Source organism: Mycobacterium sp. JS623 (genome assembly GCF_000328565.1).
Lineage (GTDB): Bacteria > Actinomycetota > Actinomycetes > Mycobacteriales > Mycobacteriaceae > Mycobacterium.
The window spans coordinates 469616-482403 of record NC_019966.1; the positions used below are offsets into that span (position 1 = coordinate 469616).

Annotated in this window: 12 protein-coding genes and 1 riboswitch; of the genes, 9 read left to right on the plus strand and 3 right to left on the minus strand. The window is 66.0% G+C overall.

Going from position 1 to position 12788, the window contains the following annotated elements; all coding sequences use genetic code 11:
• Positions 1-93 precede the first annotated feature (93 nt).
• A complete protein-coding gene (locus MYCSM_RS02090; RefSeq protein WP_015304471.1) occupies positions 94-588 on the plus strand; it encodes an NUDIX hydrolase in 495 nt (164 codons plus the stop codon).
• Here MYCSM_RS02090 and thiE read toward each other — a convergent pair.
• On the minus strand, positions 560-1243 hold the full coding sequence (gene thiE, locus MYCSM_RS02095) for a thiamine phosphate synthase (protein ID WP_015304472.1): 684 nt from the start codon (positions 1241-1243) through the stop codon (positions 560-562). The two genes, MYCSM_RS02090 and thiE, sit on opposite strands and share 29 nt — an antisense overlap.
• A gap of 75 nt (positions 1244-1318) precedes the next feature.
• Here thiE and MYCSM_RS02100 point away from each other — a divergent pair, with 75 nt between their 5' ends.
• The 7 genes from MYCSM_RS02100 to MYCSM_RS02130 all read left to right on the plus strand — a co-directional run bounded on the left by MYCSM_RS02100 (position 1319) and on the right by MYCSM_RS02130 (position 8614).
• A complete protein-coding gene (locus tag MYCSM_RS02100) occupies positions 1319-2689 on the plus strand; it encodes an FAD-dependent oxidoreductase (RefSeq protein WP_015304473.1) in 1371 nt (456 codons plus the stop codon).
• A 22-nt stretch (positions 2690-2711) separates the two neighbouring features.
• A riboswitch (TPP riboswitch) is annotated at positions 2712-2821 on the plus strand.
• Positions 2812-3819, plus strand: a complete 1008-nt coding sequence (thiO, locus tag MYCSM_RS02105; protein ID WP_015304474.1) for a glycine oxidase ThiO — start codon at positions 2812-2814, stop codon at positions 3817-3819. It overlaps the preceding riboswitch by 10 nt.
• Positions 3816-4013 carry a sulfur carrier protein ThiS gene (gene thiS, locus MYCSM_RS02110; protein WP_015304475.1) on the plus strand — a complete coding sequence of 66 codons (198 nt, stop codon included), beginning with the start codon at positions 3816-3818 and terminating at the stop codon, positions 4011-4013. The genes thiO and thiS overlap by 4 nt, the downstream gene beginning before the upstream one ends.
• Positions 4006-4764 carry a thiazole synthase gene (locus tag MYCSM_RS02115; protein WP_015304476.1) on the plus strand — a complete coding sequence of 253 codons (759 nt, stop codon included), beginning with the start codon at positions 4006-4008 and terminating at the stop codon, positions 4762-4764. The genes thiS and MYCSM_RS02115 overlap by 8 nt, the downstream gene beginning before the upstream one ends.
• The gene (locus MYCSM_RS02120; protein ID WP_015304477.1) at positions 4761-5528 is read left to right on the plus strand and encodes an SGNH/GDSL hydrolase family protein; all 768 of its coding nucleotides are present in this window, start codon (positions 4761-4763) and stop codon (positions 5526-5528) included. Before MYCSM_RS02115 ends, MYCSM_RS02120 begins: the two co-directional genes overlap by 4 nt.
• A gap of 135 nt (positions 5529-5663) precedes the next feature.
• The gene (locus MYCSM_RS02125; RefSeq protein WP_015304478.1) at positions 5664-7172 is read left to right on the plus strand and encodes a M28 family metallopeptidase; all 1509 of its coding nucleotides are present in this window, start codon (positions 5664-5666) and stop codon (positions 7170-7172) included.
• Positions 7169-8614 (plus strand): M28 family peptidase, encoded by a 1446-nt coding sequence (locus MYCSM_RS02130; protein ID WP_015304479.1) that lies wholly within the window; start codon positions 7169-7171, stop codon positions 8612-8614. The genes MYCSM_RS02125 and MYCSM_RS02130 overlap by 4 nt, the downstream gene beginning before the upstream one ends.
• A gap of 8 nt (positions 8615-8622) precedes the next feature.
• Here the strand turns inward: MYCSM_RS02130 and MYCSM_RS02135 are convergent, their stop codons facing one another.
• A complete protein-coding gene (locus tag MYCSM_RS02135; protein WP_015304480.1) occupies positions 8623-9855 on the minus strand; it encodes a polyamine ABC transporter substrate-binding protein in 1233 nt (410 codons plus the stop codon).
• 95 nt (positions 9856-9950) lie between these two features.
• Here MYCSM_RS02135 and MYCSM_RS02140 point away from each other — a divergent pair, with 95 nt between their 5' ends.
• A complete protein-coding gene (locus tag MYCSM_RS02140; RefSeq protein ID WP_015304481.1) occupies positions 9951-11234 on the plus strand; it encodes an acyl-CoA dehydrogenase family protein in 1284 nt (427 codons plus the stop codon).
• Positions 11235-11461: 227 nt separating this feature from the next.
• Here the strand turns inward: MYCSM_RS02140 and MYCSM_RS02145 are convergent, their stop codons facing one another.
• The gene (locus MYCSM_RS02145; RefSeq protein WP_015304482.1) at positions 11462-12748 is read right to left on the minus strand and encodes a uracil-xanthine permease family protein; all 1287 of its coding nucleotides are present in this window, start codon (positions 12746-12748) and stop codon (positions 11462-11464) included.
• Between the last annotated feature and the right edge of the window lie 40 nt (positions 12749-12788).

Sequence of the window (12788 nt, forward strand, 5' to 3'; positions counted from 1 at the left end):
TCACCACACTATAAAAGAATTCTAAGAGTTGTTGTGGTGACGTGTGGGCATTCGACCGGCACGTCTTTCTTCGGTGTTCCCTAAGCTGAACGCGTGCGCGGCGACGGTGACGGCTGGGTGGTGTCCGACACCGGTGCGGCTTTCTGGGGCAAGCACGGCGCGGCCGGTCTGCTGTTGCGAGCGCCCGGCGCCGACGGCGCCCCTGCGGTGCTGTTACAACACCGGGCGCCGTGGAGTCATCAGGGCGGCACCTGGGGTCTGCCCGGTGGCGCCCGCGACAGTCACGAGACGCCGGAGCAGGCCGCCGTCCGCGAAGCTCATGAGGAAGCCGGCCTCTCTGCCGACCTGCTGACCGTTCGCACGACGGTCGTCACGGCCACTGCGACAGGCAGCAATTGGACATACACCACCGTGATCGCCGACGCCGCCGAGCAGCTCGAGACGATTCCGAACCGGGAGAGCGCGGAGTTGCGTTGGGTCTCGGTGAATGAGGTGGCCGAGCTGCCGTTGCATCCAGGATTTGCCGCCAGCTGGGAGCGGCTGCGCGACGTGGCCGCGACTATCCCGCTGTTGCAAGCCGAGCTTTGAGGCGTTGCGCCGCGGCCTTCGGATCGTCGGCGCCCGTGATTGCGCGCACCACGACGATGCGCCGTGCGCCTGCGTCAAGCACTTCGGGCAGCCGCTGCTCGTCGATGCCGCCTATTGCGAACCACGGCTTGTCCGTTGCCAATTCGACCGTCGCCCGGACCAAGTCGAGGCCCGGGGACGGCCGGCCCGGTTTGGTCGGCGTGGGCCAGCACGGGCCGACGCAGAAGTAGTCCGGGCCATTTGGGGCGGACTCAGCGACTGCCTCGGTGACTTGGTCGCGGTCGTGGGTGGAGCGGCCGATCACCGGACGTGGGCCGATGATGCCGCGGGCGATCGGCAGCGGCAGGTCGTCCTGACCGAGGTGCAGCACGTCGGCTTCGGCGGCTAGCGCGATGTCGGCGCGGTCGTTGACCGCCAGCAGCGCGTCGTGGCGGCGGGCCGCATCGGCGAGCACCTCCAGGGCCGCCAGCTCATGGCCCGCCTCGAGCGGGCCGAACTGCTGCTCTCCCGGCGAGCCCTTGTCGCGTAACTGGATGATGTCGACCCCGCCGGCGAGCGCAGCTTCGGCGAATTCGGCAAGGTCGCCGCGCTCACGGCGGGCGTCGGTGCAGAGATACAGCTGCGCAGCAGCAAGCCGCTCACCGGTGGTATGCACACGGCGACCCTAGCGGCCGGATTCGAGTATCCGTCTACGCTAGGCGGCCTTCACCGGCGGCGACATGGTGATTTCATGGAAAAACTGGGGGAACACGCGGTCGTACTCGGGGCGAGCATGGGGGGTCTGGTCGCCGCACGCGTACTGGCCGATTTCTACGACCGAGTCACCGTGGTGGAGCGCGATCTACTGCCGCCCGATGCCGCCAATCGTCGAGGAGTGCCGCAGGGCCGACACGTCCATGCCCTGCTGGGCCGCGGGTCCGCGGCGCTGGCGGAGCTGCTTCCTGGGCTCACCGACGAGATCGTCGGTGCGGGCGCGCCGACCCTGGATTACCACGACCTTTCCGAGCAGTACTTCTGCATCGCGGGTCACCAGTCGATGCGGGCCGGGGCTTTCCGCAACGTCCCGCCGGTCCTGATCCCGAGTAGGCCGTTGTTGGAAAACCTTGTCCGGCAACGGTTGCGCGCCATCGGAAACGTCACGTTGCTCGAGGGGTACGACGTGGTCGAGCTGATGTCAACCGCGGGCAACCATCGAGTGTCCGGTGTGCTGGTACGTGCCCACAACGGTGATGACGAGCAGGTGCTGTCGGCAGACCTGGTCACAGACGCCACCGGAAGGGGTTCGCGGACACCCGTGTTTCTCGAGGCTTTGGGCTACGGCAGGCCGGCAGAAGACAGCGTGGCCGTGCGGGTGTCCTATTCGAGTCAGCCCTTGCGGCTGCCGCCGGGCACGCTGAGGGAAAAGATCGTCATCATCGGTCCCATCGCAGGCCGGCCGACGGGCATGGCGTTGTTCGGATACGAGAACGACATGTGGATCCTCACGGCTCTCGGTATCGCGGGCGCAGAAACACCGCGCGATCGGGCCGGGATGCTGTCCTTCGTCGACGGGCTGGCACCGCCCCATATTCTTGCCGCGATCAGCGAGGGTGAGCCGGGGGCCGAGGTGTGCCGGTTCGGCTATCCCGAGAGCCGGTGGCGCAGGTACGACAAGATGCGCCGCTTCCCGGAGGGCCTGGTGGTGCTCGGGGACGCGATATGCAGTTTCAACCCGGTCTACGGCCAGGGCATGACGGTGGCGGCCCTGCAGGCGCAGGCGCTGCGCGACTGTCTGCGTGAGGGCACGGCCGACCTGGCCAGGCGCTACTTCCGCGCAGCTGCGAAGCCGATCGGGGTGGCCTGGCAGTTCGCCGTCGGCGCCGATCTGAGCCTTCCGGAGGTCGAGGGCCACCGGTCGCTCGCGGTGCGGTTGTCGAACAAGTACGTCGACCGGCTGCAAACGGTGGGGGAGAGCGACGTCGAGGTCGCCGAACAGCTGACCCGCGTGGTCAGTCTGCTCGACTCGCCCGCGACACTTCTGCACCCGAAGATGCTGCTGCGCGCGACCCGCCCTCGGCGGCGAGCGCAGACCCAGGCAGCGCCTGCACTGACTCCGGCGTGACGCCAGCCATGTTCAAGTAGTGTTGTTCCGACACGGGAGTCCCGGGACCGCGGACTGAGAGTGGGCACGCCAGCCCTTACCGTCACACCTGATCCGGGTCATGCCGGCGAAGGGAGGAGGGAATGGTGCACGGTTCACTTGCGGTTGTCGGCGGCGGCGTCATCGGCCTGTCCGTCGCGCGTCGCGCTGCGATGGATGGCTGGGCTGTGCGCGTGCACCGCACCGACGAGCACGGCGCGTCATGGGTGGCCGGCGGGATGCTCGCCCCCCACAGTGAGGGCTGGCCCGGCGAGGAGCGGCTGCTGCAGATCGGTCTGGCCTCGCTGGCGCTGTGGCATGACGGCTTCCTCGACGGCTTGCCCGCCGATGTCGTCACCGCCCGCGAATCCCTCGTGGTCGCCGTGGACCGTGCTGACGCCGCCGACCTGAAGACTGTCGGGGAGTGGCTGGCAGCCCAGGGGCATCCGGTTCGGCTGACGTCGACGGCCCGTGATCTGGAACCGATTCTTGCGCAAGGCATTCGGCACGGGTTCGTTGCCGAAACCGAACTCGCCGTTGACAATCGGGCCGTCGTCGATGCATTGGCAGCGCACTGCGAGCGCCTTGGTGTGCAATGGGCGCCGCCTGTCGCGGCATTGCCGGCCGACGTCGACGCGGTCGTGATCGCCAACGGCATCGACGCGCCGACGCTCTGGCCCGGCCTGCCGATTCGGCCGGTGAAAGGCGAAGTGCTGCGATTGCGATGGCGCCGCGGCTGTATGCCGGTGCCGCAGCGCGTGATCCGCGGTCGCGTACATGGACGGCAGGTATACCTGGTGCCGCGCGCCGACGGGGTTGTCATCGGCGCCACGCAGTACGAACACGGCCGCGACACCGCGCCCGCCGTCACCGGCGTACGCGAGCTGCTTGACGACGCGTGCGCGGTGATCCCGGCGTTGGGGGAATACGAACTCGCAGAGTGCGCGGCCGGTCTGCGGCCGATGACGCCCGATGGGCTGCCGATCGTCGAGCGGCTCGATGAGCGCACGCTGGTGGCTGCGGGCCATGGCCGTAACGGATTCCTGCTTGCGCCATGGACCGCCGAGCGGATCGCGGCCGAACTGAATGTCGCAGTGGGAGCAAGCCGATGAAGGTGACAGTCAACGACGAAGCGGTCGAGGTCGACGAGCAGACGACCGTCGCCGCACTGCTGGAAAGCCTCGGCTTTCCGGAGAAGGGCATCGCGGTCGCGGTCGACTGGTCGGTGGTGCCGCGATCGGAATGGGAAACCGCGCTGACCGACGGCGCGCGCGTGGAAGTGGTGACGGCGGTGCAGGGTGGCTGATTCAAAACTGACTATTGCGGGTCGCGAGTTCGGCTCGCGGCTGATCATGGGCACCGGCGGCGCGACGAACCTCGCTGTGCTCGAGGAGGCTTTGGTCGCCTCGGGCACCGAGCTGACCACGGTCGCGATGCGCCGCGTCGACGCCGAAAGCGGCACCGGCGTGCTTGACCTGCTCAATCGGCTCGGCATCAGCCCGCTGCCCAACACGGCGGGCTGCCGCGGTGCCGCCGAGGCGGTGCTGACGGCCCAGCTGGCGCGCGAGGCGCTGGGCACCGACTGGGTGAAGCTCGAGGTCATCGCCGACGAGCGCACGCTGCTGCCCGATGCTGTCGAATTGGTCAGGGCCGCAGAGCAATTGGTGGACGACGGATTCGTCGTGCTGCCGTACACCAACGACGATCCTGTGCTGGCGCGTCGACTGGAGGACACCGGCTGCGTGGCGGTGATGCCGCTCGGTTCGCCGATCGGCACCGGACTGGGCATCGCCAACCCGCACAACATCGAGATGATCGTCGAGGGGGCAGGCGTACCGGTGATCCTCGACGCCGGCATCGGAACGGCCAGCGATGCGACGTTAGCGATGGAATTGGGTTGTGACGCCGTCCTTTTGGCTACTGCCGTGACGCGCGCATCCGATCCGCCGACGATGGCTGCGGCAATGGCCGCGGCCGTCACCGCCGGATACCTGGCGCGGCAGGCGGGCCGGATCCCGAAGCGGTTTTGGGCGCAGGCGTCTAGTCCTTCGATATGAGCCGGTACGTCGCGCTCGGTAGCTCGATGGCGGCGGGCCCGGGCATTCGGCCGACCGCGGAGGGTGCACCGTTTCGGGCCGGGCGTTCGGCGCGCAACTACGCACACCTGGTCGCCGAAGAGTTGGGTCTCGACCTCGTCGACGTGACGTATTCCGGTGCGACCACCGCCAACATCCTCAACGATCCGCAGCACGGGACACGTCCACAGGCCGAGGTGCTGGACGGCACAGAGGATTTGGTGACGGTGATGATCGGCGGCAATGACGTTGGATACGTGCCGCTGCTGATGGCCGCGGGGCTGCCGCGCTTCGTTCGTTCCTTACCGGTGCTCGGGGGCGCCGTGCGCGAGATGCTCGACCCGACAGCCCGCGACCGGGCGCTGGTCGACGTGGCGGAATCGCTGAAGGAAGTCGGCCGCACGCTGCGTCAGCGCTCACCGCGGGCGAGGGTGTTGTTCGTCGACTATCTAACGCTGTTGCCGCCAACGGGTTCGGCACCTCCACTGTCCGGTGTCGACGTCGCGCTGGGCCGTCGGGTCGCCGACACGCTCGAGCGTCTCACCGGCGAGGCCGCTGCCGACACCGGCTGCGAATGGGTGCGCGTTGCCGCTGCCAGCCGAGACCACCACGCGTGGTCGGCCGAGCCGTGGACGACGAAACCCGGGTTGCCGCTTCCCGGCAGGCCAGCGCCGCTGCATCCCAACGCGGCGGGCCTGCGCGCGGTCGCGGACCTCGTCGTCGCGAAGGCATCCTCCGCGGGCTGAGCACGCGCCGACACCACGGTTTCTGATGGATTTTGTCGGTTCTGCGTCACAAGATCCCACTTCGGCGCAGGCCCCGCAGTCGAATTATCGCGGCCTCTATCAGAAAGCTCAGGTCGCCCCGCTAACGTGGTGGCGATGGTGCGCAAATCCCTGGCGGTGCTGACGGTGGTTCTTGCCGTCGTGGCGCTGGGTGGCTGCAGTCGTAGCACCCGCCCGCAGCAAGCGCAGCCGACCAGCACCCAGACCACCCCGGCCACTCCCGCCACAGACTTGGCTTCGACGCTGCAGAAGCGAATGACCGCCGACGCGATGATGGTGCACCTGAAGAAGTTGCAGGAGATCGCTGACGCCAACCACGGCAATCGGGCCCTCGGCACGTCTGGCTACGACGCTAGCGTCGACTATGTAGTCAAAACGTTGCGGGACAAGGGTTTTGATGTGCAGACACCTGAGTTCGAGGTACGTCTTCCTTTTGCCGACCAGCCAGTGGTGACCGTCAGTGGCGACAAGGTCGCGGCCAAGCCGTTGGAATACACCAAGGGCACTCCGGCGGAGGGCGTATCTGGCCCGCTCGTCCCCGCCCGTCTGGACGACACCCCGGGCTGCACCGCCTCCGACTACGACGGCTTGCCGGTCGCCGGCGCCGTGGTGCTGGTGGACCGCGGCAAGTGTAAGTTCGGCGTCAAGCAGGCCGTCGCTGCAGAACGCGGTGCGGTGGCGCTGATCGTTGCCAACAACGAGGATGGCGATCAAATGGGCGGCACCCTCGGCGGGGGAACCGACGTCAAGATTCCGGTCATCAGCGTTACCAAGGCCACCGGCGAGCGACTGCGCGGTGCTCCGGGGCCCACCACCATCAAGCTCAATGCCGGAGTGCGCGAGGAGCGCTCGCGCAACGTCATCGCCCAGACCAAGACCGGTTCCGCCGCGAACGTGGTCATGGTCGGCGCGCACCTCGACAGCGTGCCCGGCGGGCCGGGGATCAATGACAACGGCTCGGGTGTGGCGGCCGTTCTGGAAACCGCGTTGCAGCTTGGCAATTCACCCCAGGTGGCCAACGCGGTGCGCTTCGGTTTCTTCGGCGCCGAGGAGGAGGGCCTTCTCGGGTCCAACAACTATGTGCAATCGCTGAATCAGGATGCGCTCAAAGACATTGCCCTGTTCCTCAACTTCGATATGCTCGGCTCGCCAAACCCGGCTTACTTCACCTACGACGGCGACCAGTCCATCAAGCTGAACGAAAACGACGGCGTACCGCGGGTGCCCGAGGGTTCGGCAGGCATTGAACGCACACTTGTCGCATACCTGAACGGCGCCGGAAAGCCGCCAGAGGACTATTCATTCGACGGGCGGTCCGATTACGACGGTTTCACTAGGGCGGGCATACCGGCCGGCGGCATCTTCTCCGGGGCCGAGGAAAAGAAGACCGTCGAACAGGCCGAGCGGTGGGGTGGGCAGGCGGATGCGCCGTTCGACCCGAACTACCACAAGGCAACTGACACGCTGGACCACATCGACCGGACGGCACTCGAGATCAACGGAGGTGGGGTGGCATACGCGGTGGGGCTGTATGCACAAGACCAAAGCGGCCGCAACGGCGTGCCCGTCCGGGACGACCGCACCCGACACGTCCTCGAATCATGAGAGTTGTCGCCGCGGTCATGGCCATCGCGGTGACCGCGTTGGCATCGTGTTCGTCCACCGAATCTGCGCCGGCGCCCGACGTGGCTCACGAAGTCGCGGGCAAGGTCACCGCCGACGGGATGACAACACACCTTCGCAAGCTGCAGGAGATCGCCGACGCCAACCACGGCAGCCGAGCCGTGGGCACGCCGGGTTTCGACGCCACCGTGGACTACGTCGTGAAGGTGTTGAAGGACAAGGGTTTCGACGTGCAAACCCCGGAGTTCGACACGCTTGACCGCACGGAAGGCGGCAACCCGACGCTGACAGTCGCCGGCCGCGGATATCACGTCGACCAGGCTTCGCTGCTCGTCGGCACCCCGCCGGGGGGACTCAACGCGATCACGGTGCGGCCGCAGAAGGTATCCGGCTGCAGCGCCGCCGACTACGGCACGGTGGCTGTGAGGGGCGCGATCGCCGTCGTCGATGACACGGGCTGCTCGGTGGGCGCCAAGCATAACGCCGCCGTGGCGAAGGGCGCAGTTGGGATGCTCGTCGTCAGCGCACCCGGAACTACCGGCCCCGCAGGCTTGTTCACGCCCGGCTACTACCAGCAGCTCACGATCCCGGTCGGGGTCATCGACAGAAATGCCGACGCAAACCTGCGGCGCACGACCGCGCCGGTGAAGCTGGTGCTGGACAGCAAGCCCGTCATGGTGAAGACACGAAACGTGGTGGCGCAGACCAAGGCCGGCGATAGCAAGAACATCGTGCTGGCAGGCGCACGCCTCGACAGCACACCGCGCAGTCCAGGCATCAACGACAACGGTTCGGGGGTGGCCGCGCTGCTGGAAACCGCGTCGGCCTTCGGCGCACAGCACAAGATCGCCAACGCGGTCCGGTTCGTCTTCTGGGGTTCCCTCGCGGAGGGTCCGGCGAAATACCTTGGCGCCCTTCCCCGAGACCAAGTCGACGATGTCGCGTTGTATCTCGGCGCTGATGCAATCGGCTCGTCGAATGCCGGATACTTCACCTATGACGGCGATCAGTCCGGTCAGCCCAACCCGGACATCCCGCCACAAGCCGTGCCCGCAGGATCGGCGGGAGTCGAGCGGACACTTGCGGGTTACCTCAACCTCGGTGGCGTACGGCCGGCCGATATGCCACTGAGCAGAACCGCGGACTACGCCCCATTCCTGGCGGCGGGTGTCCCGATCGGCGGACTCACCGCTGGCACATCGCCACGGAAAACCGAAGTGCAGGCCCGGCTTTGGGGCGGCCAGGCGGGCATCGCGTTCGATCCGAACTACCACACGCCGCAGGACAACGTCGACAACGTCGACCGCAAAGCGCTGGCGGTGATGGGGCAGGCACTCGCGTTCGCGATCGGCACCTACGCGCAGGCGATCGACGGCCCCAACGGTGTCCCGCCGCGGGACCAGCGGAACCGGAATACGCCTTAGTCTGCGCCTTAGGACCCAGCGCCCTTGAAGGTCTGCCACACGTTATGCCACGCGGCGTCGTTGGCCGGGTCGAGTTCGAGTAGCCGGTAGCCGGTCTCGAAGTACTCGGGCCGCACGATCGCGCTCCGCAAATTGTCCGGGATAAGTCGCTCTCTCACAAGAAGATCCGGCGTGATCGAATTCTGTGGCGGCTGATAACCGATCGCCGAGAAGTTTTCCATGGCGACCTCGGGCTCGAGCATGTGGTTGAGGAAAAGATGGGCGAGAACCGGGTTCTTGCCGCTTCGTGGCGTCACCAACATGTCGTTGTCAACCATGCCCTTGCCGTCCGTCGGGAACCAATATCGCAGGATCTCAGGGCCGGTCCCTTCTGGCAGATAGGACTGAGCGTTGATGACGTCGCCCGACCATATCTGCGCGAGACCGAGTTGGCCTGCAGGAAGCTCGCTGTACGCCGCGATCGTTACTTTGGGGGACGTCGCGGACACCAGCGCCTGAAGTTGCTCACCGATAACTCTCAAATCGGCAACCGATGACGTGTTGATATTTGTAATGCCTCGGCGCAGAAGCACCATGGCCATCGCGGTATGCCAGTCGTCCAGCACCGCGGTCTTACCCCTGTACACCGGATCCCAGAGCGAGTCGTAGGGATTCGGCAGCGCGCCGATGTCGGTGGAGACCTGATCGGTCCGCCAGCCGATACCGGTGGTGTAGATGGTGTACGGCACCGTGTAGCGCGACTCCCGGTCGTACCAGGGGTCGGTAAAGCGCGGCCAGACGTTCGTGATGTTCGGGATGTAGGTATGGTTCAGCGGCCGCAGCAGGCCACCGGTCACCAGCCGGCTCATCTGGGTGTAGTTGGCGTTGTAGACGTCGAAGTCGGCGCCGCTGCGCAGTTTGGTGGCGGCTTCGTCACTGTCGTCGAACGTCGTTATCTCGACCTTGGTCCGGTATCGATCCTCGAAAGCCTTGACCGCTTGTGGGCCGAGATAGTCCGGGTAGTTGTAGATCTTGAGCGTCGCGTCTTTCTCCGGCGCGAGCCCGTCGGCGATGGGTTTGTTGTCACCGGAAATGGGCCAGGTGACCGGATTGTTGGGCGCGGCCAGCGTCACGCTCGGTCGCGGGGACGACGACGTAGCGTTCTTCGAGCAGGCCGGCAGGATTCCGCCGAGGGCGGGGACGCTCGCGGCGAGAAATGCGGCGCGCGTCAGGAATTGGCGTCGGGTGGTGGACTTTGGCATGTGGGGCCTTCCCGCGGGACCGTTTTCGGAGCGTAACAGCACCCTGAACTGCCAGTCCGGCCAGAAGTTGCGCCGCGTCGGGCAGAATCCTGAAGATGGCGTGGGACTTCTCTACCGAACCGGAATTTCAGAAGAAGCTCGACTGGGTCGAGGAGTTCTGTCGGGAAGAGGTAGAGCCCCTGGAGTATGTGTTCCCCTACGCGGTTCGATCGCCTGATCCCCACGTCAAGGCCTACGTCCGCGACCTGCAGCAGCAGGTCAAGGACCAGGGGCTGTGGGCGATCTTCCTCGACAAGGACCTTGGCGGCCCGGGCTTCGGTCAGCTCAAGCTGGCACTGCTGAACGAGGTCATCGGCCGTTATCAAGGGGCTCCGCAGATGTTCGGCGCGGCCGCCCCCGATACCGGAAACATGGAGATGCTCGCTGCCTTCGGCACCGAGGAACAGAAACGGCGGTGGTTGGAGCCGCTGCTGAACCAGGACATCTTCTCCGCGTACTCGATGACCGAACCGCAGGGTGGCTCCGACCCCAATCTCTTCAAGACCCATGCCGTGCGCGACGGTGACGAATGGTTGATCAACGGCGAGAAGTGGTTCACCTCAGCAGGTCGTGTCGCCGACATCCTGTTCGTGATGTGTACCAACGGCATGTTCGTGGTTCCGCGCAAGACCCCGGGTGTGGAGATTCAGCCGGAACCCCGCAACCACAACCACATCATCTACCGCGATGTGCGGGTTCCACTCGACCATCTCCTCGGACCTGAGAACGGCGCAAAGACCCTCGCGCAGCGCCGACTTGGCGGCGGCCGCATCCACCACGCAATGCGCACCATCGCCCAGTGCAAGCTCGCGTTCGACATGATGTGCGAGCGGGCGCTGTCGCGCGAGTCGCACGGCAAGGTCATCGCCGAGCACCAGATGGTGCAGGAAAAGATCGCCGACTGCTACGCCGCTATCCGGATGCTGCGGTTGTTGGTGCTCGAAACCGCTTGGAAGATCGACAATTCCAGCACCAAAGACGCGCGCACCGACATCGCAACCGTCAAGTTCACCATGGCCAAGGTGTTGAGAGACGTGTCGTTCAACGCACTGCACATCCTCGGCTCACTCGGCACGACGGACCTCACCCCGCTGCAGGCGATGTACGCGAGCGCGCCGACGATGGGTCTCGCGGACGGCGCCGACGAGGTGCACAAGGCTACCGTCGCGCGCCGTGTGCTGCGCGACTACCAGCCGCAGCAGCACCCGTACTGGCCGACGGAATACATCCCTGCCAAGCGCGAGGCCGCGTGGGCGAAGTTCGAGCCCAAGTTTGAAGCCGACCCCGAATTGCGCGCTGCGGCGCAGGGTTACAAGAAGTACTTTTCGCGACGGCGCTGAGAGTGACGGTCCGTCGATCAAGCTACGGCCCATCCAACTCCCGAGAAACCCGCCCACGTCTGCCCTTCGCCTGAGATGAGTTCGGTCATGCTTGCTCCAGATACACAGAAAACCCCCGGCCAGTACTGGCCGAGGGCACCAAAAAGGCCGCGAGGTCATACACCTCACAGCCGTCGCGAGCATATCAAAGCTTGTCAAGACCGACGCCGCACATCACGCGGTCGCGGCTACATGCGTGAGAACCTCTCGCGGTCGCTCTGCATTGCTCGAGCCGTCCTGAAGCCCAGCAACCGCATTCCGTGGTAGACCACCAGTGCGGCGATCGAGCCGAGCGCGATACCGGTGAACGTCAGATCGCCTGCCTGCCAGGTGAAGTCGGCGATGCCAATGATCAGCGGGATGGCTGCGGTCATCTGGTTCAGTGGCTTGGAGAAGTCGACGTCGTTGGTCAGCCAGATCCGCACGCCCAGGACGCCGACCAACCCGTACAACACGACCGTCGCACCGCCGAGCACACCCGGCGGAATCGCCGAGATCGCCGCACCGACCTTGGGGCACAACGATAATGAGATCGCTACCGCCGCGGCGACCCAATATGCCGCCGTCGAGTACACCCGCGTCGCCGCCATCACGCCGATGTTCTCGGCATAGGTGGTGGTCGCCGACCCACCGCCGAATCCCGCCAGCGTCGTCGCCACCCCATCGGCGGCCAGCGCGCGCCCCATCACCGGGTCGACGTCCATACCCGTCATCTGGCCCACCGACTTGACGTGCCCGATGTTCTCGGCCACCAGGGCAATGACTGCGGGCAGAAACATCGGCAAGACCGCCAGAGTGAAAGTCGGCGTGTGGAATTCGGGCAAACCCACCCACGACGCGGCCTTGATCGCCGAGGTGTCCACCTCGCCGAGGATCAATGCCAGCAGGTAGCCGACGACGACGGCGACGAAGATCGCCAATCTGCCGATGATGCCGCGGAAGAACGCCAGCGTCGAGACGAGCACCACCAGCGTCACCAGTCCGACCACCGGACCCTTCTCGAAGTTCGACTTCGCAGCGGGCGCGAGGTTGAAACCGATCAGCGCGACGATCGCGCCCGTCACGACTGGCGGCAGCGTGACATCGATCCAGTGAGTGCCGACCAGATGCACGACCGCGCCGATGATGATCAGCACGACACCGACCGCGACCAGACCGCCGAGCGCGCTTCCGGTCCCGTGCGACGCCACCGCGGCCGTCACAGGCGCGATCACCGAGAAGCTCGAGCCCAGATAGCTCGGTAACCGGTTGCCGGTGATGAGTAGGAACATCACGGTGCCGACGCCGGAGAACAACAACGTGGTGGCGGGCGGGAAACCGGTGAGTACGGGAACGAGGAACGTGGCGCCGAACATCGCCACCACATGCTGAGCGCCGAGCCCGATGGTCCGGGCCCAGCTCAGCCGCTCATCGGGCGCGACGACGAAGTCGGGGTCGGCCTGCGTCTCGACGTGTTTCCAAGTCAGCGGGATCACGATGTCTGACTACACACGATGTGCCGCCGTGCCGCACGTT

Coding starts and splice junctions, on each gene's coding strand:
- MYCSM_RS02100 (WP_015304473.1), top strand. CDS start 1,319: ATGGAAAAACTGGGGGAACACGCGGTCGTACTCGGGGCGAGCATGGGG.
- thiO (WP_015304474.1), top strand. CDS start 2,812: ATGGTGCACGGTTCACTTGCGGTTGTCGGCGGCGGCGTCATCGGCCTG.
- thiS (WP_015304475.1), top strand. CDS start 3,816: ATGAAGGTGACAGTCAACGACGAAGCGGTCGAGGTCGACGAGCAGACG.
- MYCSM_RS02120 (WP_015304477.1), top strand. CDS start 4,761: ATGAGCCGGTACGTCGCGCTCGGTAGCTCGATGGCGGCGGGCCCGGGC.
- MYCSM_RS02125 (WP_015304478.1), top strand. CDS start 5,664: ATGGTGCGCAAATCCCTGGCGGTGCTGACGGTGGTTCTTGCCGTCGTG.
- MYCSM_RS02130 (WP_015304479.1), top strand. CDS start 7,169: ATGAGAGTTGTCGCCGCGGTCATGGCCATCGCGGTGACCGCGTTGGCA.
- MYCSM_RS02135 (WP_015304480.1), bottom strand. CDS start 9,855: ATGCCAAAGTCCACCACCCGACGCCAATTCCTGACGCGCGCCGCATTT.
- MYCSM_RS02140 (WP_015304481.1), top strand. CDS start 9,951: ATGGCGTGGGACTTCTCTACCGAACCGGAATTTCAGAAGAAGCTCGAC.